16 protein-coding genes are annotated in these 20,114 nt (G+C 60.4%); 4 read left to right on the top strand and 12 right to left on the bottom strand.

Annotation, left to right across the window (positions count from 1 at the left end; all coding sequences use genetic code 11):
• The first annotated feature begins 100 nt into the window (after nucleotides 1-100).
• A complete protein-coding gene (gene pepN / locus QKB66_RS10690; RefSeq protein WP_414253268.1) occupies nucleotides 101-2,656 on the top strand; it encodes an aminopeptidase N in 2,556 nt (851 codons plus the stop codon).
• Between the two features lie 12 nt (nucleotides 2,657-2,668).
• Here pepN and QKB66_RS10685 read toward each other — a convergent pair whose 3' ends face one another.
• The 7 genes from QKB66_RS10685 to QKB66_RS10655 form a co-directional block, all read right to left on the bottom strand.
• On the bottom strand, nucleotides 2,669-3,427 hold the full coding sequence (locus QKB66_RS10685; RefSeq protein ID WP_239239637.1) for a GntR family transcriptional regulator: 759 nt from the start codon (nucleotides 3,425-3,427) through the stop codon (nucleotides 2,669-2,671).
• Between the two features lie 154 nt (nucleotides 3,428-3,581).
• Nucleotides 3,582-4,283, bottom strand: coding sequence for an SDR family oxidoreductase (locus tag QKB66_RS10680; protein ID WP_239239640.1), 702 nt, complete (start codon nucleotides 4,281-4,283; stop codon nucleotides 3,582-3,584).
• Between the two features lie 50 nt (nucleotides 4,284-4,333).
• Nucleotides 4,334-5,560 (bottom strand): alkylhydroperoxidase domain protein, encoded by a 1,227-nt coding sequence (locus tag QKB66_RS10675; protein WP_414253267.1) that lies wholly within the window; start codon nucleotides 5,558-5,560, stop codon nucleotides 4,334-4,336.
• An 81-nt stretch (nucleotides 5,561-5,641) separates the two neighbouring features.
• The gene (locus QKB66_RS10670) at nucleotides 5,642-7,312 is read right to left on the bottom strand and encodes a dipeptide ABC transporter ATP-binding protein (RefSeq protein WP_414253266.1); all 1,671 of its coding nucleotides are present in this window, start codon (nucleotides 7,310-7,312) and stop codon (nucleotides 5,642-5,644) included.
• Nucleotides 7,313-7,319: 7 nt separating this feature from the next.
• Complete coding sequence (locus tag QKB66_RS10665; protein ID WP_062043519.1) at nucleotides 7,320-8,195, bottom strand: ABC transporter permease; 876 nt, start codon at nucleotides 8,193-8,195, stop codon at nucleotides 7,320-7,322.
• A complete protein-coding gene (locus QKB66_RS10660; RefSeq protein ID WP_062043516.1) occupies nucleotides 8,192-9,172 on the bottom strand; it encodes an ABC transporter permease in 981 nt (326 codons plus the stop codon). Before QKB66_RS10660 ends, QKB66_RS10665 begins: the two co-directional genes overlap by 4 nt.
• Complete coding sequence (locus QKB66_RS10655; protein ID WP_414253265.1) at nucleotides 9,173-10,804, bottom strand: TIGR04028 family ABC transporter substrate-binding protein; 1,632 nt, start codon at nucleotides 10,802-10,804, stop codon at nucleotides 9,173-9,175. It lies immediately after the preceding gene.
• A gap of 149 nt (nucleotides 10,805-10,953) precedes the next feature.
• On the opposite strand from QKB66_RS10655, the gene QKB66_RS10650 reads away from it, so the two are divergent.
• Nucleotides 10,954-12,861 (top strand): FAD/NAD(P)-binding protein, encoded by a 1,908-nt coding sequence (locus QKB66_RS10650; protein WP_414253264.1) that lies wholly within the window; start codon nucleotides 10,954-10,956, stop codon nucleotides 12,859-12,861.
• 163 nt (nucleotides 12,862-13,024) lie between these two features.
• On the opposite strand, the gene QKB66_RS10645 is transcribed toward QKB66_RS10650, so the two are convergent.
• Nucleotides 13,025-14,176: a cystathionine gamma-synthase gene (locus tag QKB66_RS10645; protein WP_414253263.1), complete on the bottom strand. Its 1,152-nt coding sequence runs from the start codon at nucleotides 14,174-14,176 to the stop codon at nucleotides 13,025-13,027.
• A 237-nt stretch (nucleotides 14,177-14,413) separates the two neighbouring features.
• Between QKB66_RS10645 and QKB66_RS10640 the strand changes: the two genes are divergently transcribed.
• On the top strand, nucleotides 14,414-15,454 hold the full coding sequence (locus QKB66_RS10640; protein ID WP_414253262.1) for a mechanosensitive ion channel family protein: 1,041 nt from the start codon (nucleotides 14,414-14,416) through the stop codon (nucleotides 15,452-15,454).
• A 3-nt stretch (nucleotides 15,455-15,457) separates the two neighbouring features.
• Entirely contained in the window at nucleotides 15,458-15,853 is a 396-nt protein-coding gene (locus QKB66_RS10635; protein WP_062037523.1) for a globin, read from the top strand.
• 3 nt (nucleotides 15,854-15,856) lie between these two features.
• On the opposite strand, the gene ald is transcribed toward QKB66_RS10635, so the two are convergent.
• The 4 genes from ald to ettA form a co-directional block, all read right to left on the bottom strand.
• Complete coding sequence (gene ald / locus QKB66_RS10630; protein ID WP_414253261.1) at nucleotides 15,857-16,948, bottom strand: alanine dehydrogenase; 1,092 nt, start codon at nucleotides 16,946-16,948, stop codon at nucleotides 15,857-15,859.
• Nucleotides 16,949-17,178: 230 nt separating this feature from the next.
• Nucleotides 17,179-17,823 carry a hypothetical protein gene (locus QKB66_RS10625; protein WP_414253260.1) on the bottom strand — a complete coding sequence of 215 codons (645 nt, stop codon included), beginning with the start codon at nucleotides 17,821-17,823 and terminating at the stop codon, nucleotides 17,179-17,181.
• Between the two features lie 56 nt (nucleotides 17,824-17,879).
• A complete protein-coding gene (locus QKB66_RS10620) occupies nucleotides 17,880-18,308 on the bottom strand; it encodes an acyl-CoA thioesterase (protein ID WP_061924236.1) in 429 nt (142 codons plus the stop codon).
• Between the two features lie 29 nt (nucleotides 18,309-18,337).
• Nucleotides 18,338-20,008 (bottom strand): energy-dependent translational throttle protein EttA, encoded by a 1,671-nt coding sequence (ettA, locus tag QKB66_RS10615; RefSeq protein ID WP_061924239.1) that lies wholly within the window; start codon nucleotides 20,006-20,008, stop codon nucleotides 18,338-18,340.
• Nucleotides 20,009-20,114: the final 106 nt, after the last annotated feature.

Below are 20,114 nucleotides of genomic sequence, written 5' to 3'. Positions count from 1 at the left end.
CCTTTTATACAAATTCATTGCTAACTGGCCCTTCCCACCCTACGGGCACGACTAGGGTGGATGCAGAAACTCAATTGTTACAAGGAGGAGTAATTAGCCTATGACCTCGATTAATCTCACTCGCGAAGAGGCCACGCGCCGCTCACAGATGATCGACGTTTCCCACTACGACGTCCACCTAGACCTTGTTGGTTCCAAGGTTAATTCCGAAACGCATTTCATCTCCACGACTACCGTAACCTTTCGCGCCAAGCAGGCTGGCTCCACGTTCATCGATCTGCGCGGCGAGGAACTGCTAGAGGTTCGCTTGAACGGCGCTCCCCTGCCCACCAAGGCTTATGAGGCCGAGTACGGAATCCCGCTGTCCGGGCTGCAGGTAGCAGATTATGAGCTCAAGGTTGTAGCCAAGATTCCTTATTCCCACACCGGTGAGGGCCTGCACCGCTTCGTCGATCCAGCAGACGGCAAGGTTTACCTCTACACCCAGTTTGAAACTGCCGATGCCAAGCGCGTCTTCGCTTGCTTCGACCAGCCAAACATGAAGGCCACTTATTCGCTGGCTTTCGACGCCCCGGCAGACTGGACAATCATCACCAATGGCCCCACCACCGTCGCGCCAATCGAGGGCAAGGCTGGTGCCCAGACTTGGTCCACGGAGATTGATTACCCACTTTCTACCTACCTGGTTGCCCTGTGCGCCGGCCCCTACTTCGAGGTCACCGATACCTGGAACGGCGAACTGACTGAGCACCCAGAAGGCAATGCCGCTGAGAAGGTTTCCGTCCCGCTGGGGGTCTATTGCCGCACCTCCCTAGCAGAGCACCTTGACGCAGAGCGCATCCTTACCGAAACCAAGCAGGGCTTCGACTTTTACCACCGTAACTTCGGCTTTGCTTATCCCTTTGGCAAGTATGACCAGATCTTCGTGCCGGAGTTCAACGCCGGCGCCATGGAGAACGCCGGCTGCGTGACCATCCGCGACGAGTACGTCTTTAGCTCCAAGGCCACCCACTACAAGTACGAGCGCCGCGCTGACACCATCCTCCACGAGCTGGCGCACATGTGGTTTGGTGACTTGGTCACCATGGAATGGTGGGATGACCTGTGGCTCAACGAGTCCTTCGCCACCTGGTCCGCCGCCATCTCCCAGGCTGAGGAAACCCAGTACGACACCGCATGGGTCACCTTCGCCAACGTGGAGAAATCCTGGGCTTATCAGCAGGATCAGCTGCCCACCACGCACCCGATTTCCACCGATGCCTCCGACATCGAGACCGTGGAGCAAAACTTCGACGGCATCACCTACGCTAAGGGCGCTTCCGTGCTCAAGCAGCTACAGGCCTATGTGGGCCGCGAAAACTTCTTTGCCGGCGTGCGCCGCCATTTCAAGGCGCATGCTTTCTCCAATGCCACCTTCGACGATCTACTCGCCTCACTCGCCGAGTCCAGTGGCCGCAACTTAAGCTTCTGGGCGCAGCAGTGGCTCAAGACCACCGGCATCAACACGTTTGCAATTGAGCTAGACACTGACGACGCCGGGGTCATCACCACCGCACAGCTGGTCCAGCGTGGCGAGACGCTGCGCACCCACCGCGCAGGCGTGGGCATCTACAACTTGGTAGATGGCGAGGCCGTTCGCACCGATCGCATCGAGATGGATATCGACGGCGAGTACACCGATATTCCGCAGCTTGTAGGCCGCAAGGAACAAGACATCGACTTCCTGCTGCCAAACGACGATGATCTGACTTACGCGCTCATCGAGCTGGATTCCAAGTCGCTGGAATTCATGGTCGAAAACATCGACAAGTTCGCCGACCCAATGGCGCGTACTCTGTGCTGGTCCGCAGCATGGGAGATGACCCGCGGCGGCACCATGCGCGCCCGCGACTTCGTGGCGCTCGTAGCGCGTGGCGCGGCGGCAGAGACCGAGCTGGCGGTACTCGAGCGCATTGTGCAGCAGGCGGCTTCGGCGCAATCCAACTACGCGGACCCAGCGTGGGCCAAGGAGTCGACGCTGCTTGCCGACGCCTTGCTCGCCGGCACGCAGGACGAAGATCCAGAGCGTTCCATCGTCTTCGCGCAGGCGCTGGCCAAGATTCGCCTGACCGAAGGCACCCGCGCCTTCCTGCAAGATGTTCTGGATTCCTCCGATGACGAGGGCCTGCGTTGGTACGCAATCGCAGCGCTGGCTGCCGACGGCGCGCTTGACGATGTCCCGGCTGCCATCGATGCGCAGCTGGCGCGCGATAACTCCGCGACCGGCCACCAAGCCGCAGTGCGTGCGCGCGCCGCGGTCAACACCGCGGAGAACAAGCGCGCGGTGTGGGAAGAGATTGTCGAGGGCAAGCTGACCAACCGCGAGCTGACTTCGAAGCTAGAGGGCCTTACCTACCCGGGCGCTGAAGAGCTGTTGCCGACTTCCGAGTTCTTCGATGTGGCAGAAAAGATTTGGGCTTCCCAGTCCACCGAGATCGGACTGACCTCCGTGACTGGTCTGTTCCCATCCTGGGCTATCTCGCAGCAGAGCCTGGATGAGGCTGATGCCTTCCTGCAGCGCGACCTAGCCGGCGGCCTGCGCCGTGCGGTTACCGAGCAGCGCGACCGTATGGCTCGTGCGCTGCGCAATCGTGCGGTAGATGCGCAAGAAGCATAAGAGGCACGCTAATTAGTCGAGGTGAGGGACCTGTCCGGGTGATGGGTCCTCGCCGACGATGACCTCCACGTTGGCGATATCGGAGCGCAAAGATTCCTCGCTTATCGCTATAACGGCGCCATCGGACTGCTTGATGACGCGGCTAAAGCGCAGCAATGGGTGCGACCGGCCCACGCCGAGCAGTTTTTGCTCCTCTGCTCGGGCGGTAGCGGCGACGATGCGATCGCGCTTGTGCGCCATTTTTAGACCACAGCTTTCTAAGGTCTCCAGCAAAGGCTGGCGGAGATCACGCTCATCAAGGTCCGGAACCAACTGCACAGGGATGGTGTACTTCGAGACGCTAATCGGGACATTGTCAACGTAGTGCACCCCCTTAAGTTCCCACACGAGCGTGCCCTCCTCTACCCCGAGGGGCGCGGCCATATGGGAGAGCACTTCTGCCTTGTGCAGCGCTACTACTTCAACGCGCGTTAGGAATCCACGATCCCGCAGCTGCAGCAAAATTCCTTCATGACTAGTCAAGCTAAGCGTGGGCGGGACGGCGCGTACAAAGGTGCCACCGGTGCGGCCGCGTTTGCGATCAATTAAGCCCTCGATCTGCAAGATATCCAACGCGTGGCGCACGGTCATGCGGGCAACGTTGTATTCCTGGACCAGTTCGCGTTCAGTGGGGAAACGCTCGCCTGGCTTGAGTTGCTGGGTTTCGATCTTGCAGCGCAGCGAATCCGCGATCACCAAATAGGCAGGGCGGCGGCGGCTTGAAGTAGTCACAATTTCAGAAGTCTACAGCGCAGCCGAGCTTTCGCATCTCGAGCAGATGTGAATTAGGGCGAGGAAAGGCACCACCGTGGCGCACATCCCCCGCCCGAGCGTTAACTACAAATTTGCTTCGGTTTTAAACCAGTTTTCTAGCTAGTTCTTGCAACTATTTTTTAAGGTTCTTGCGTTGCGCAAGCTCCACGCGCGGGCGCACGCGGATCTCGGTGAGCTGGGTGGTAGAGCCTGCATCCACCGCAGCGCGGATGGCATTGGCCACCTCGACGGGCGCGATGACGTGCGCTGGGTCGTAGTCCTGCAGTCCCTGCAGCATTGGGGTATCGGTAGGGCCTGGAGCCACGGTGGAAACGCGGATACCGAGCTCGGAAAGGCGCAGGCCGTCGGCAAGCGCGTAAAGCGCATGCTTGGTCGCGGCATAGATGACATTGTCGCCGTAGCTGTGGATACCGGCACCAGAGTTAATGAAGACCACGAGGCCTTCCCCATCAGCCGCGCGCAACTGCGGCAGCAGGCGGCGGCTTAGTTCAGCGGGAACGTGGACGTTTAAGTCCATCTGTGCCTGCCAGTCCTGCGGGCGTGCGGACTCGATGGAGTGCTTATCGGCGCGAGCTGCCGCGTGTACCAGAACGTCGACGCGGTCGAGGGCCTGCAGCGGCTCTGGCAGCGCGGTTTCGGGGTCAAGAAGCTCCAGCAAGTCGAGCGCTACCGGGGTGATATTCGCGGCTTCCGGCAGCTCCTCGGCGCGGCGGCCCAACGCATAGACGTGATGGTCGCGCGCGAGGTCCTCGATTATCTCGCGGCCCATGCCGCCGGTAGCGCCGGTTACTACTGCGATCTTGGTATTTGCCATGATTTACTCGCCTTCCTAACTATGTTTGCGCTTATTTAGGTTTCCCGATTCTAGCGATAGCGCTTCGGCACATCCGGCGCGCCGAGGGTAAGCATGAGGCGGTTGGCCCAGTTGAAGAAGGACGCGGAGTTGATGAGGTCGATGATTGCCAGGTCATCGAAGCCCACGCTGCGCAGCTTGGCCACGCATCCGGAGTTGAAGCTAAAGGGCGAACGCGTCAGCTCACGCGCGGCGTCGCGAATCACGCCCCATGCATCGCTTCCCAAATCGGCGTCGAGGCCTTCGAAAAGCAGCCTATCGATGGCCGCGGCATCGCCGCCCTCATCCTTAGAACGCTGCTGGTGCACCGAGGCGCAGAACTCGCAGCCGTTGAATCGGGAAACCACGGTGGCGGCCAGCTCGCGCTCGGCACGGCCCAAGCCGCCGTCGGTGTTGTAGAAGATATCCAAGTCCGTGAGCGTACGGGCCTTCAGCGCCGCAGCATCGCGGGCCAACAGGCGGAAGTACTCGGAGTCGATGCGCTCCGGGCGAATGAGTGCATCGATCTGCTCTTGGGTGAAGTCCTCCTTGGCCAACGATGTAAACCACGGCTTCCAGCCCAGCGAGTGGGCAACAAAGCCCTGCGGAGCGTGGGTCTCTGGGCTAAGCGTGTGCTCGTGCAGCTGCCAGCCTGGGTCGGAAGCGCCCTCAATACGGGTGGTCTCGGGGGCGGTGGATTCATCGCCGCCCAAGACCTTCAGCCCGTGGATGACGCGCAGCTGGAAGGAAAGGAATGCGATGAGCTGGGACAGGCTCACGATGTCATCCTCAGACCAACCGGCAGCCTGCAGGTGGCCGATGGCCTCCGCGGAAGCATCCTTAGGGTGGAATGCCAAAAGATGTGCAAAATCGAAGGCCGCGGCCAAGCGCTCGTCTAGGCCGACAATCTCACCGAAGGTGATAAAGCCCGCGCCCTCGCCCGAAATATCGGCCGGTGCGGCATAAGGACCAGAAGTAGTGCCGTGCTCAATGGCGGCCTGGACGGCGCCCTGCAGTGTCTCCGTGGCCTCATCAGCCAGCAGGTCCCCGTAGAACTCGCCGGCGCTTTTGGCCTGGTAAATGCCGCTCAAGAAAGCCGCCACGGCATAGCGCTGCGCATAGCTAAAGGTGCCGGGCTCCTCTGGCTCCAGCAGGGCCTGGAATGAAAGCTGTGCATTCGCCAAAGCATCGGGCCGGCGTGCGCGCAGCTGCACTAGCTCCGGGCTTGCCCCGGCTAGTTGGTTGATGATGTCTGCCATGAAACTTCCTTTCCTTGTTTTAAGGTTTTTAGGCTCTTAAGGTTTTTAAGGCCTTTACCCGCCGCGTATGAGCGGCGGTGCTTACAGCCCTAGGTTCAAATCCCCGGCGCGATAACGCTGGCCGGGGATGGCGTCGATTAGCGTGCGCGTGAACTCGGAGCGCGGGTTCGCAAATACCTCGGCGGTCCGGCCCGACTCTACCTGCTTGCCTTGGGAGAGCACCGAGACCGTATCAGAGATCTGGTTGACCACGGCGAGGTCGTGGGAGATGAAGACGTAGCTCAACTGCAGTTCATTTTGCAGCTCCGCCAGCAGGCGCAGGATCTGCGCCTGGACGGTCACGTCGAGGGCGGAGACTGCCTCGTCAAGCACCACCAACTCCGGTTCCACGATCATGGCGCGGGCAATGGCCACGCGCTGGCGCTGGCCGCCGGAAAGCTCGCGCGGGCGGCGGTCATAGTGCTGTGGGTCGAGCGCGACGAGCTCCAGGAACTCCTGCGCGCGGGCCTTAGCCTTGGACTTGCTAGCGCCCGCGAGGTTGCGCAGCGGCTCAGCGATGGCGTCACCGATGCTCTGGCGTGGGTCCAGGGAGGAATACGGGTTCTGGTAGACGAGCTGGACGGACTTACGCGCCTCGCGCAGGGCCTTGACCTTCAGCTTGGTCAGCTCGGTGGTACTACCAGCTGCATCCAGCAGTTCGATAGAGCCCGAAGTCGGCGAATTGAACAAAGAAATGGAGCGTCCCGTGGTGGTTTTTCCGGAGCCAGACTCGCCCACCAGCGCGTGGGTGGTTCCTTTCGCCACGTCGAAACTCACGCCATCCAAAGCCACGAAGTCGCCGTAGTGCTGGGTGAGGCCGCGGACCTTGAGCACGGTTTCAGCAACAGGTTCCTTGCTGGCAGGCCGCGCCACGCGCGAAGAGTGCGGGGCCTCGGCTACAGAAAGCGACGGGGCGTCGGCAAGCAGGCGGCGTGAGTAGGCATGCTGCGGGTCGGTGAGCACGCGCGCGGCCTGCCCGGACTCGCGAACTTGGCCCTTTTCCATGACGACGATGCGGTTCGCACGGTCACCTGCCACGGCGAGATCGTGGGTGATGAACAAGATGCCCACGCCGGTCTCCTGGCGCATTTCATCAAGCAGGTCCAAGATGACCTTCTGCACTGTAACGTCGAGTGCCGAAGTCGGCTCGTCGGCAATGATGAGTTCTGGCTCCAGCGCCACCGCTGCCGCGATGAGCACGCGCTGCTTCATGCCGCCGGAGAGCTCGTGCGGGTACTGGCCATAGCGGCGCGCAGGTTCGTCGATGCCCACTTTCTCCAGCAGCTTAATCGCGCGCTGCTTGCGGCTGGCGGCGCTGCCGATGCCGTGGATGGCCATGCCTTCCTCGATGGATGCACCAATGGTCTTGAGCGGATTCAGCGAGTTGTTGGGATCCTGCGGGATGAGCCCGATTGCGCGCCCGCGCAGCTTGCGCCACTGCGCATTGGTGTAATCGGTGACGTTGGTGCCCTTGAAGGCGATCGTTCCGGCGTCGACCTGCGCGTTGGGCGCGAGTAGGCCGATGGCGGCCATGGCAGAGGTGGACTTGCCGGAGCCGGACTCACCCACGATGGCGGTGATCTCCCCTGGGTGGACTTCCAGGCTAACGCCCTGCACGGCTGGGACTTCGCCCGCGGCCGTGGTGTAGGAGACGTTCAAGTCACGGATGGTAAGCAAAGGATTATTCTGTGCAGCCTTGTCTTTAACTGTCATTGTTTTTCTAAGCCTCCGCTCGGAAGTTCTGGGATAGACGGTTGGCAGAGACCACTACGGCCACGATGGCCAGGCCCGGCAGGATGATGAGCCACCAAGCGGTGGCCATGAAATCGCGGCCTTCGGCGATGATGAGGCCCCACTCCGGGGTCGGGGCCGGAGCGCCGTAGCCCAAAAAGCCGAGGATGGAAAGCTGCAAGATTGCAGAACCAAACTGCAAAGTAGCCAGGGCGATGACCGGGGTCAGGGAGTTCGGCAGGATGTGGCGCGCCATGACCTGCATGGGGGTCGCGCCGGCGCCGTAGGCGGCCTCAATGTAGTCGGAGCCGGCCACGGACATCACCTGCGAGCGAGCCAGACGGGCGAAGGTGGCAATAGAGGTCGCACCCACCGCGACGGCGGCCTGCAGGGAACCAAAGCCCAGCACGATGATGATGGACAGGGAAAGCAGGATGCCCGGGATGGAAAGCAACACGTCCACCACGCGCATGATGACCGCATCCACCCAGCCGCGCAGCGAGCCGGCCAGAAGGCCCAGCAGCGTGCCCACCATAAGGCCCACTGCCACGGCGATGAGCGCGCCAATGAGTGACTGACGCGCACCATAGACCACGCGGGCATACAGGTCGCGGCCTACCGCGTCGGTGCCGAACCAGTGCTCAGAGCTGGGGTGCAAAAGAGCGACGTCGGTGCCGGCATAAGGATCCGAGTTGGTGAAAAGGCCCGGCACCAAAGCCGCCAGGAAGGCCACCGCGAGGATCACCAGCGCGAGGATGGAGGCTGGGCTGGTCCACGGGTTGCGCTGTGCGCGCGAAACGTGGTGGCGGTTGCGGCGCAGCTGCGTGGGTTGCGCGTTTGTGTTATTCGAGGTTGGAACGCTCATGCGCGGGCTCCCTTCGCGGATTCGGTCGCTCCTGCAGTAGCGGTGGTAGGACGGCGCAGGCGCACGTCCAGGACTGGGTAGAGCAGATCCACCACGAGGTTGATGATGACGTAAGCGGTAGCCGCGATCAGAACCACGGCCAGCAGCACCGGCGTATCGCGGTTCGAGACCGCCTGGGCAGTCATATAGCCCAGGCCGTTGCGTCCGAAGACGGTCTCCGTCACCACGGCACCGCCGACCAGCTCACCGAAGAGCAGGCCCGCCATGGTCAATGCCGGCAGCAGGGAGTTGCGCAGAATGTTGCGCCAGAAGATCCAAGATTCTGTAGCACCACGAGCGCGCACCGCCTGCACGAAGGGCATCGACTGCGTCTCGTCGATGGAGCGAATCAGCACCTGAATAAGTGGTGCGGCCATCGGCACCGACAGCGTCAGGGTCGGCAGGATAAGGCCCTCTACCCTGGAAGGCTCGATGATGCGCACCCAGCCCAGCTGGAAGGAAAAGACCTGGATGAGCAGGATGCCAATCCAGAAACCGGGCAGGGAGACCATGAAAGATGGCAGCCCGCGGAAGAAGGTAGCAATCGCGCCGAGGCCCGGCAAGGTAGCCAGGAAGGCCACGATGAGCGCCACGACGATGGCCAGGCCAATCGCGCACGCGGCGAGAATAAGGGTGTGCGGGAGGGCGTCGGCAATCAGCGTCGATACCGCCGCGCCCGTCTGCGTAGAGTTACCGAAATGGCCGGTGAAAAAGCCTGCAAGCCCGGTAAAGAACTGCACGAGCAGCGGCTTATCGACGCCCATTTCCTCCCGGATGGCGACAATCTCCGCCTCCGAAAGGCCCAGTGCTGGGTCGCCAAAGCGCGACATCACGGCGTCGGAAGGCAGCGCGGAAAGCAGGAAGAAGGCCACCGTGTAAGTCACGAGCAGCACCACGAGTGCCTGCCCGATGCGGGCAGCTAATTGTCGAGCAGTCATTTACTTCTCCTCCTGATTCAAGCTGACCTCGTAGAACCACGGGCGGGCCACCGACTCGGTGTGGAAACCGGAAACCTGCGGCGATACCGCGAAGACCTGCGGCTCCTCGAAAAAAGGAATGACGTAGGCCTGTTCGGTGAGGTAATCCTGCACCTCTTCGACGGCCTTCTTGCGGTCTTCAGACTTGGGGCTGGAGGTCACCTTATCCAGCAGCTCTTCCAGCTTCGCGTCGAGAGGATTGCCTTCTTCGTCCTGGTTGAGCAGGGCGTCGCGGTTGTTCACCGAGTACATGGAGGCAATAACGTCATAATCCGCGCGGCCGACCATGATGTGGTAGAGCTGCACTTTATCGATGGACTTCGCATCTGCGTTCTGAGTTGCCTGGTCGCCCGGATTAATCTCGATGGCGATGCCCAGTTTGCCCAGCTGATCTTGGACCATCGTCATGACTTCCTTGGAACGCGGCTGCGGCAGCGCGGTATTCGAGCGCAGCACCAGGCGCTTGCCGTCCTTGACGCGGATGCCATCGGGGCCGGGCTTCCAGCCGGCTTCGTCAAGCAGACGCTTCGATTCCTCCGGGTCGAAGGTATAGGCCGTCGACTGATCCTTGAAACCCAAGCCGGTCTCGGCCACGGAAGACTTGGCCAGCGGGTAGGACTCGGAGAAGAGCACGCGGATAATTTCCTCGCGGTCGATGCCGTGAATGATGGCCTCGCGCACGCGCTTATCGCGCAGGAACGGGTGATTGAAGCGGAATCCCAGCTGGTTGTTAATCGCATTGGTGCCGCGGGAGAAGATGTCTACACCCTTGTCTTCCAGCAGCGACTCCTGCGGGGCAGAGATCTGGCGGGCGATGTCTGCCTGACCGGAGATGATGGCGCCCGTGCGCACGGATTCCTCGGCTGCCAGGATGTAATGCACGCCGTCGATGTCGGCGCGGCCCTGGTGCTCTACGGCCGGTGGCGCCCAGTCATAGTCCTCGCGGGTCTTAAGCACGAGGTCCGTGCCGATCTTCTCCTCGTCGACCACGAATGGCCCGGAACCCACGAACTTCTTTGCATTACCGGGGCCAAAGCCTTCGTTGTCCAGCCGCAGAGAGCTATCCGCGAGCAGGCCTGCATTATAGGAGGAAGTAGCCTGCAAAAAGCCCGGCGAAGGCTCGGAGAAGTAGAACTTCACAGTGTCTTCGTCGACTACTTCGCCGCGCTCATAATTGGCAATCTGCTCCGAGGCCGTCAGGGTGCGCTCGGTATCACCCAAGCCATAAAGATCGAAGTTACGCACCACGTTTTCTGCGGTCAGCGGGCTGCCGTCGGAGTAAGTCACATCCGTGCGGATGTTAAATGTGTACTCGGTGGCGTCCTCGTTGACCTTCGGCATCTCCGTGGCGATCCATGGAGAAAGTTCAAGGGTCTCCGGGTCCTGGTACAGCAGACGGTCGGTGAGCTGATTGACCACGCCACCGTTGGGATAAAAGCCGGCCGCTGGCGGATACAGCGTGCGGAAGAACTGCGGTTCGAGATAGGTCAGGACGTTGTCTTCATCTCCAGAACCCGCGCCAGTCGATGTCGCGCATCCTGTAAGAAGGGCCGCGGCACCCACCACACTGGCGATGGTGCGAATCAGTTTCACTTTCTAAAGCCTTCGAGTTTTAAAGAGGTTGCTATTAGCCATGCAAATTAACACAACATAGACATGTTAGTATTAATTACATAGACAGTCCGGTCTAGAAAAATTCTCAAAACGGCGAGCCCACAAGCTCGCCTCAAAGGATGAATTAAATGATTTCGCCAGATTCAACCCCCTCCATCGCCATCGTTGGCATGGGGCCTCGCGGCATCTCCGTGATAGAGCGGTTGGCCGCGCACCTCAATACCCGCAGCGACTCTCCCGCCCTCACGCTGCATCTCATCGACGACGCCCAGTTCGGCGCCGGCCGCATCTGGGACACCGAACAAACCCAGACGCTGTGCATGAACACCCTCGCCGGTGCGGTCACACTGTTCACCGAGCCCGGCTCCACCATGAGCGCCCCGGTTCTCGAGGGCCCCATTCAGTACGAGTGGATTCAGCTACTGCGCGGCGAGCGCGAGGGCATCTCTCCAGAAAAGCAGGCGCTTTTCGACGCCCACCCCGTCACCATCGACGAGTCCTTTCGCGCCGAAATTGAGTCCAGCCGCCCCGAGTCCAACCCTTCCCGCGCGCTCTATGGCGCTTATCTGCGCTGGGCTTTTGAGGTGGCATTGGCGCAGTTGCCAGATACTGTCACCGTCTCAAATCACCCCTCCCGCGCGGTTGCTGTGCGCGAAGAAGGCACGCAAGACGTCATCGAGCTTGCCGACGGTTCTAGCGTCACCGCCGATTCCACCGTGCTGGCTTATGGCTGGCAGGTGCCGGGCCTTAACGACTCTGAGCAGCACCTTGCTGAGGCCACCGCCGCCTCCGACTCGCTCCACTGGGTACGCCCTAATAACCCGGTGGAACAGGACATTGCCGAAATCCCTGCCGGCCAAGACGTCTTGGTGCGCGGCCTGGGCATGGGCTTCTTCGACATCATGGCGCTGCTGACCATCGACCGCGGCGGTGTCTTCCACGAAGACGCGTCCACTCGCTCCGGTCTGCGTTACAAGCCTTCCGGCAACGAGCCGCACCTCATCGCCTCCTCGGGCCGCGGCTACCCCTATATTCCCAAGTCTGACTATCACTCACTTCCACCACGCGCGAAACTTATGCGCTTCCGCGAACAACTCGCGAAGGTAGAAGGCGGCGAGTTCGATTTCGGCCGCGACTTACTCCCCCACATCGCTCGCGATGCTTATGCCGAGTACTACGAGACACAGGCCCGCGTTAGCTCTGCGGCACTGCAGGTTCCACTGGAAGAGATCATCGCGCGCATCGATGCGGCGAAACTCAATACCCAAAACATCGTCGGCATCTCCCAGGAGCTCAATGCGGCACTCAAAGATGTTTCTGCCGAGCCGCTCGATCTCTCCCACTGGGTCAATCCGTTGGATGCTTTCACGGGTTCCACCGCAGAAGAGCTCACCGCGTATATCGCGGACAGCTTGGCGGGCGATATCATCGCCGCCGATGCCGCTCAGGATTCCCCGCTGAAGTCTGCGCTGTGGGCGGTTTCCTCCGCCCGCAAGCCCTCTGCCATCGCAGGCTCTGAAGGCCGCCTGGACTGGGAGTCACGCACCAGCAATTACAAAGAGTTCATGGCCTTTGGCCAGATGGTCGGCTCCGGCCCACCCCTGTTCCGCGTCCGCCAGCTGCTCGCTCTCGTGGATGCTGGCGTGGTCTCCTTCTTGGGCGGCCGCCCCGCACTGAACTGGGACGACGAATTCACGCTGACTTCCGGCCCTCGCTCTGCTTCGAGCCCATGGCTGATTGATGCGTGGATGCACTCTCCCGACGTGCGTCGCCCATCCGACCCGCTAGCGGTATCGCTTAAGGACCGCGTTCGCCCTTTCCTGGACCATGGCAACCCCACCGGCTCCCCAGAGACCACGTGGGAGCGCAAGGTGGTTCGCCCCGACGGCAGCGTCGACCCGCGCCTGCACGTCATCGGCATCCCTACCTACTCGCAATGGCCGGATACCACCATCTCCCCGATGCCTGGCACCGACCCGCTGATGCTGCAGGAGACCGACCGCACCGCCGGCTCGCTGTTGGCGGTACTTCGCTAGCGCGCCCCTGCGCCCTGTCTATCCTCACCATTTACTCAAATCCCCAGGGCTGGAAACCAAGACCTCCTGTTCGACTTCGCGGCTGATGAATAATCCAACGAGGCTATCTAGGAGGTCTGGGTGCCCAGCCCTGGGTATCTGTTCGAGGAAGGCCGCCGCTTTTCTAATCCAAGGCATCCAAAGCCTGCTCGAAGTCCGCAATAAGGTCGGCGATATCCTCGATGCCGACCGAGACACGCACCAAGTCCGCCGGCGGAACCAACTCAGAGCCCGCGGCCGAAACATGGGTCATATTCTGCGGATGCTCAATCAACGATTCCACGCCGCCCAGCGACTCCGCGAGTGAGACCAGCTTCGTGTTCACGCAAATCTGCTTTGCATGCTCCTCGTTATTGAAGCGCACCGACATCATGCCGCCGAAGCCGCGCATTTGCCGTGCAGCCAATTCATGTCCCGGATGCGTCGGTAGCCCCGGATACAGCACCTGCTTTACTTCGGGCCGCGATTCCAAGTATTCAGCTACTGCCTGCGCATTTTCACAGTGCCTATCCATCCGCAGCCCCAGCGTCTTAATGCCGCGGGCGGTGAGATATGCATCAAAGGGCGAAGACACCGCACCGACATTGCCTTGGAAGTACAACAAGCGCTCGTCCATCTCAGCGGAATTTGTCACCACCGCGCCACCCAACACATCGGAATGGCCGCCCAAGTACTTGGTGGTGGAATGCACCACGTGGTCCGCGCCCAGTTCAAGCGGATTCTGCAGGTATGGAGTGGCAAAGGTATTGTCCACGACCACTTGGGCGCTACCCTTGCGCGCGGCAACTGCGGCGATATCAGTGATATTCAGCGCCGGGTTTGTTGGCGTTTCCAGCCAAATCAGCTTGGTGCTTTCACGGATGGCCCCAGCAACCGCCGCGACGTCGCTTGTGTCAACGATGTCAAGCTCAATCCCCCACTGGCCATAGTCGTTGTTGAGCAGGCGATACATTCCACCATAGGCATCATTACCCAAGATGGCGTGGTCACCCGGGCGCAAGATAATGCGCAACAGCGTATCGATGGCCGCCATGCCAGATGAAAAAGCCCGCGCATATTGCGCGTTCTCTAATGCGGCAAGCGTTAGCTCGAGCGAGCGCACCGTGGGGTTAGCCACGCGCCCGTATTCATAGCCGCCGCGCAACTGCGCCAGACCATCTTGTTGAAAGGTGGTCGAGGCATAAATCGGTACGTTGATGCTGCCCATGTGACTATCGGGCTGGTAGCCAGCATGGATGGAGCGAGAGTGGAATCCAGAAGCACGCTTAACAGTCATGTCTGAAAATTGTAGACAAAGCTGTCCACTTTGCCCGCGGATTGCTTCTTTAAATTCATTGCAGCACTTAACACGACGCTGAACTGGAACTTTAGGCAACGCCAAGCCCTCGGGCCATGCCCAACGATTGCCCTTTACGTACCATGGTGTGGTTGCGCGTAGCAGATTTGGCTAGCCCATCGTTGCTGGCCCCGTCACCGCACGCCCCTCGCACACTTTCCCCAAATAGAAAGCACTATGAGTCCTAATTTCGCACCGCATATGACGCTCGCCCAAGGCGAGACCACCCCACAAGAGGCAGTAGATAACCTCACCGGCTTCTGGGAGAACGAAACCACTCAAGCATGGCTCGTGGATAAGCCCATCCACGTGGCTATCATCCTTCTCATCGCGATCGTCGGCCACTGGTTGTTACGTCGCCTCATCACGAAGCTGGCAGATAACAGCATCAAAAACGGCCGCCTGAAGTCCCAAGTTCGCCCGCGCCGCAAAGCTGCAAAACAGGAAACCGCACTGTCCAAATCCCACGAGGCGCGCCGCGTTTCCCGCCTGCAGACTTTGGCTAGCGTGGGCCGTTCCGCCGCGGGCATTTTCATCTGGGTCTGGGCCGTACTCGCGATCCTGGACGAGGTCGGCGTCAACGTCGCCCCACTTGTAGCTTCCGCAGGTGTAGTCGGTGTTGCCCTTGGTTTCGGCGCTCAGTCACTGGTCAAGGACTTCCTCTCCGGCATCTTCATGTTGTTGGAGGATCAGTACGGCATCGGCGACACCATCGATTTGGGCAACGGTGTCTTCGGCGACGTTGAGTCGATTTCCCTGCGCATCACTACCGTGCGCGATATCGACGGCGCCCTGTGGTACGTCCGCAATGGCGAGATCCTGCAGGTGGCTAACCACTCCGATCACTACTCCGTGGCCCGCGTGCAAGTTCCGATCGCGCTTTCCAACGACCCGGATAAAGCCTTCGACGTCATCTCCAAGACGGTTGAAGAAGCCGCGCTTGACGACGCCATCCGCGACGACCTCCTAGACAAGCCCGACGTCAACGGAATTTCCAGCCTCGAGGTCGACCATATGTCCTTCCGCGTCGTGGTCAAAACCTTGCCGGGTAAGCAGTGGGGCGTGCAGCGCAAACTGCAGTCGAAGATTCTCAACGCGATGCATGCCAACGACATCGATACCCCGTACCCACAGGGCGTGACCTTCTTTGACATGGACGAGGCTCCAGACGCACAGGTAGAAAGCCTCAACACTTCGAACCCAGGAAACGAGGCTTAAATCATGCCGTCTGAAAAGCAGCCAGCCAGCGTTTATGAGGCAATCGGCGGCATGGAGACCTTCGAAAAGTTGGTCCACGGTTTCTATGCCCAAGTCCGCAACGACGACGTCATCGGCCCGATGTACCCCGATGCCGATTGGGAGGGCGCTGAGGAGCGCCTCAAATGGTTCTTGGTTCAGTACTGGGGCGGCCCGCAGCTTTTCAGCGAAAACCGCGGGCATCCGCGCCTGCGCATGCGCCACGCCCCGTACCCCGTGGACCAGCAGGCCCACGACCGCTGGTTAGAGCTCATGGGCAATTCCCTGGCAGAGATCGATGAGCAGACGATTCCGCCGGCCTATCGCCACATGATTTGGGATCACATGCAGCGCGTGGCGCAAATGCTCATCAATCGCTAGGGTTTAATCCTCCCAATTAAAGGCCCGGCGCACCGGCTCAGAAATGAGCTTGCCGTCGCGGGTCATCACACCGCCAGACAAGCCTGGGAAGCGCTCGATGGCACCATCGACACCCTGCGCTGCGACTGCGCGAATGTACGGCAGCGTTGCCGAGTTCAGCGCCCGCGCAGAGGTGTTGGCCACCGCGCCCGGTATGTTGGCCACGCAGTAGAACAAAGTGTCGTGAACCTTGAAGGTCGGCTCATCGTGCGAAGTCTTGCGCGAGTTCTCGAAGCAGCCGCCTTGGTCAATCGCGACGTCGACAAGCACAGCTCCCGGCTTCATCTTCTTGACTGTTTCCTCGCGCACCAACTTCGGCGCAGCGGCGCCTGGCACAAGGACAGCGCCGATGACGAGATCGGCTTCTAGGAGCTCCGCCTCCAGGGTGGCTGGGTCAGAAATGAGCGTGCGGACGGTGCCCTGGTACTGCTCGTCGAAGCGCTGCAGCACATGCGGATCCAGGTCCAGAACCGTCACCTCGGCGCGTAGGCCACGGGCCATCGCCACGGCCGAGGCACCGACCTGGCCACCGCCAATGACGACGACGCGGGCGGCCTGCGTGCCCGGAACGCCCGACAACAGCACGCCGCGGCCGCCTTGCGTGGACAAGAGGTGGTGCACGCCCTCCATCACCGCGAGACGTCCCGCCACCTGAGACATCGGGGTAAGAAGCGGCAAGGTGCCGTGGCGGTCGGTAACAGTCTCGTAGGCCACCGAGGTGGCCTTGGCTTCTACGAGGGCATCGGTAAGCGGCCGGTCCGCCGCCAGGTGCAGGTAGGTAAACACAATGAGGTCTGGGCGCAGGTAGCCATATTCGGAGGCCTGCGGTTCCTTGACCTTGACCACCATCTCCGCCTGCTCCCAAGTCTCTGCGGCGGTAGGCATGATGCGCGCACCGGCGTCCTCGTAATCGCTATCAGGGAAGGAAGCGCCCACGCCAGCGCCGGTTTCCACCAGCACCTCGTGTCCGTCTTTTAGGAGTGTTTGCACCGCAAGTGGGGTCAGAGCAACGCGGTTTTCGTTGTTCATAATTTCTTTAGGGACGCCAATGCGCATTCTAGAACTCCTTAAACAAGATAATCTTGATGGATACACTCCTTCTCAAAGAGTAACGCACAACACAAATGGTTTCGAGTGTGATTTTTTACCACTGCTCGCGGGGCCATAGCACACCGCTACCATCCTTAGAATGACGCAAATAAACCGTGTATTTTTCGAGCTCAGCCACTCTTTTGGCCCGCTCGGCTGGACGGCTTTCGGAGGGCCCGCGGCGCATTTGTAGCGAGTTAAAAGAGGGACAAGCGCGTCGAGCGATAAACGCTACCGAAGGGCGCGTCGACGCGTACCCACCGACCGAGGCCGGAGACACGCAGGTGGCGTGGGATATCCATGGGCGCAGCAAAACCGGGAATTAGGCCTAGGCTCGTGCAGGCAAAAATCATCCGCATGGGAATCTCAACCTCTTGCTCCGCACCGCCGCTAACCGTGACCACGGTCTGATTCAACAAGCTGGCGGGCGGGCCCATTGGGCCAGAGAACTGGCGCGCTAACTGTTGGCCTTTATTCGAGAGCTCACGGACCACCTCGACGGGCAGGGTGTCGATAAGCTGAAAGCCCGTGGCTGGCGGCAGCGCACCGGGCCAAGAAGGATCGCGGGCTGGGCCTAGGTCCAGCGTCGCAGACTCAATCCCGGCGAGCACAAGCGCATCATGCAGGGTCTGCGCGGAAACCACTGACCCATCGCGGGACACAACGGCCTCTATGCGGCGGGCGGCGACGACCTCGAACGGAGTGGTAACGAAAGCCTCGACGGTCTGGGCGTCGAATTGACGCAAGCGCACCACTGCCGAAGCATCCAACCCCACCGCACGTGCGAGAAGGGCCCGCAAACCAGGTCCACCACTTAATAATTCGAGTGATTCATGAACCATGGTCTGCAGACCCTCCTAGACAAACTGCTCACGCATCGAGCCGGATTTGGCTCGCGCTATGCGTCCAGCTTAACCAAAGCATTCTCCGTGATGATTTTCTTTTCTTCCTCGGAGACGGGACGCGGCGCCTGCGTTACCTTATCGATGACCACCTGGGTGCAGGTGACCACGCAAGTTACGTTGCCAGCACCGTCTTTGATTTCCTGCCGGGTGGTAAACGAGGTATTGCCTAGGCGTACCACAGCAGTCTCTACAGTGACGGTGGAATTCTTTCCATCCCACTTCAGCGGGCGAACATAGTCGACGTCGAGATGACGCACGAACGCAATGAGTTCCAAACCCTGCTTGTAGAAATGGTCCATGGCAAATGCCAGGCGGGCCTCCTGCGCCAACTCGATATAGTTGGCGTTCATCATGTGGCCGTACATGTCGAAGTCCGACCACCGTACCCCTACAGAATGGGCGTGCACCTTTTCAGAAGACATTGATTCCTTTTACTAGTTAGTGGTCACTCTTATCGGGTCAGCTTGCGGTGGGTAACACGGCTCGGGCGAGCAGCGTCTTCACCGAGGCGCTCGATCTTGTTCTTCTCATAATCACCGAAGTTGCCCTCGAACCAGAACCACTGGCCTTCTGCAACGTTGCCCTCCCACGCGAGGATGTGGGTACAGGTGCGGTCCAGGAACCAGCGGTCGTGGGAAATGACCACTGCACAGCCCGGGAACTTCTCTAGAGCGTTTTCCAGGGAGCCCAGGGTCTCGACGTCCAGGTCGTTGGTTGGCTCGTCGAGGAGGATCAGGTTACCGCCCTCTTTCAGGGTCAGTGCCAGGTTCAGGCGGTTGCGCTCACCACCGGAGAGCACCTTGGAAGGCTTCTGTTGGTCCGGGCCCTTGAAGCCGAATGCGGACAGGTATGCACGAGAAGGCATTTCGTTCTGGCCGACGTGGATGTAATCCAATCCGTCAGAAACGACCTCCCAGACGGTTGCCTCTGGGTCAATGTTCTCGCGGCCCTGGTCAACGTAGGACAGCTTGACGGTCTCGCCAACCTCGACGGTGCCCTCGTCCGGCTGCTCCAGGCCAACGATGGTCTTGAACAAGGTGGACTTACCGACGCCGTTCGGACCGATGACACCCACGATGCCATTACGCGGCAGAGTGAAGGAGAGATCCTTGATCAGGGTGCGGCCGTCGAAGCCCTTGACCAGGTTCTTGACCTCAACGACCTTGTTGCCCAGGCGTGGAGGGGTAGGAATCTGGATTTCTTCGAAGTCGAGCTTGCGGTACTGCTCAGCCTCAGCAGCCATCTCCTCATAGCGCTGGAGACGAGCCTTGTTCTTTGCCTGGCGTGCCTTGGCACCGGAACGAACCCAGGCGAGCTCTTCCTTCAGGCGCTTTTGCAGCTTCTTATCCTTGGCGCCAGCAACCTCGAGACGCTCGGCCTTCTTCTCCAGGTAGGTGGAGTAGTTGCCCTCATATGGGTAGAGCTTGCCGCGGTCAACCTCACAGATCCAACCCGCGACGTGGTCGAGGAAGTAACGGTCGTGGGTAACGGCTAGGACGGCACCCGGGTAGTCAGCAAGGTGCTTTTCCAGCCACTCCACGGACTCGGCGTCCAGGTGGTTGGTTGGCTCGTCGAGCAGCAACAGGTCAGGCTCTGAAAGCAGCAGCTTCGCCAGAGCAACGCGGCGGCGCTCACCACCAGAAAGGTTGTTTACCGGGGCGTCAGAAGGCGGGCAGCGCAAAGCTTCCATCGCCTGCTCAATCTTGGAGTCGACCTCCCAGGCGTCGGCAGCGTCCAGCTCCTCCTGCAGCTTGCCCATTTCTTCCATGAGCTCGTCGGTGTAGTTGGTAGCCATCTCTTCCGCGATAGCTTCGAAGCGCTGCTTCTTCTCGAAGATGTCACCGAGGCCCTCTTCCACATTGCCGCGGACCGTCTTTTCCTCGTTGAGCGGTGGCTCCTGCAGGAGGATGCCCACAGTCTTGCCCGGGTCGATGAATGCTTCACCGTTGGAAGGCTGATCAATGCCGGCCATAATCTTCAGAATGGAGGACTTACCTGCACCATTCGGGCCGACAACGCCAATCTTGGCGCCTGGGTAGAAGGCCATCGTTACGTTGTCGAGAATGAGCTTCTCACCGACTGCCTTACGCACGTTTTTCATCGTGTAGATGAATTCGCCCATGTTTCACCCTTTGCTTGAACTTGGGAATGGTTTATAACACAACAAAGAGTACATGACATGGATGTACCTAGCGCCCCGGGCTGGGATTAGCGTGTGATTTCAATCC

The sequence above is a fragment of the Corynebacterium sp. c25Ua_89 genome (genome assembly GCF_047459735.1).
Classification (GTDB): domain Bacteria; phylum Actinomycetota; class Actinomycetes; order Mycobacteriales; family Mycobacteriaceae; genus Corynebacterium; species Corynebacterium simulans.
Note: the sequence above shows the minus strand (reverse complement) of the source record. Positions and strands in the feature narration are given on the sequence as shown.

What these genes read in the sequence shown, in the direction of transcription:
- QKB66_RS10645 (WP_414253263.1), bottom strand. Translation starts at nt 14,176, where the DNA reads ATGACTGTTAAGCGTGCTTCTGGATTCCACTCTCGCTCCATCCATGCT.
- pepN (WP_414253268.1), top strand. Translation starts at nt 101, where the DNA reads ATGACCTCGATTAATCTCACTCGCGAAGAGGCCACGCGCCGCTCACAG.
- QKB66_RS10635 (WP_062037523.1), top strand. Translation starts at nt 15,458, where the DNA reads ATGCCGTCTGAAAAGCAGCCAGCCAGCGTTTATGAGGCAATCGGCGGC.
- QKB66_RS10625 (WP_414253260.1), bottom strand. Translation starts at nt 17,823, where the DNA reads ATGGTTCATGAATCACTCGAATTATTAAGTGGTGGACCTGGTTTGCGG.
- ald (WP_414253261.1), bottom strand. Translation starts at nt 16,948, where the DNA reads ATGCGCATTGGCGTCCCTAAAGAAATTATGAACAACGAAAACCGCGTT.
- QKB66_RS10670 (WP_414253266.1), bottom strand. Translation starts at nt 7,312, where the DNA reads ATGACAGTTAAAGACAAGGCTGCACAGAATAATCCTTTGCTTACCATC.
- QKB66_RS10665 (WP_062043519.1), bottom strand. Translation starts at nt 8,195, where the DNA reads ATGAGCGTTCCAACCTCGAATAACACAAACGCGCAACCCACGCAGCTG.
- QKB66_RS10680 (WP_239239640.1), bottom strand. Translation starts at nt 4,283, where the DNA reads ATGGCAAATACCAAGATCGCAGTAGTAACCGGCGCTACCGGCGGCATG.
- QKB66_RS10640 (WP_414253262.1), top strand. Translation starts at nt 14,414, where the DNA reads ATGAGTCCTAATTTCGCACCGCATATGACGCTCGCCCAAGGCGAGACC.
- QKB66_RS10650 (WP_414253264.1), top strand. Translation starts at nt 10,954, where the DNA reads ATGATTTCGCCAGATTCAACCCCCTCCATCGCCATCGTTGGCATGGGG.
- ettA (WP_061924239.1), bottom strand. Translation starts at nt 20,008, where the DNA reads ATGGGCGAATTCATCTACACGATGAAAAACGTGCGTAAGGCAGTCGGT.
- QKB66_RS10675 (WP_414253267.1), bottom strand. Translation starts at nt 5,560, where the DNA reads ATGGCAGACATCATCAACCAACTAGCCGGGGCAAGCCCGGAGCTAGTG.
- QKB66_RS10660 (WP_062043516.1), bottom strand. Translation starts at nt 9,172, where the DNA reads ATGACTGCTCGACAATTAGCTGCCCGCATCGGGCAGGCACTCGTGGTG.
- QKB66_RS10620 (WP_061924236.1), bottom strand. Translation starts at nt 18,308, where the DNA reads ATGTCTTCTGAAAAGGTGCACGCCCATTCTGTAGGGGTACGGTGGTCG.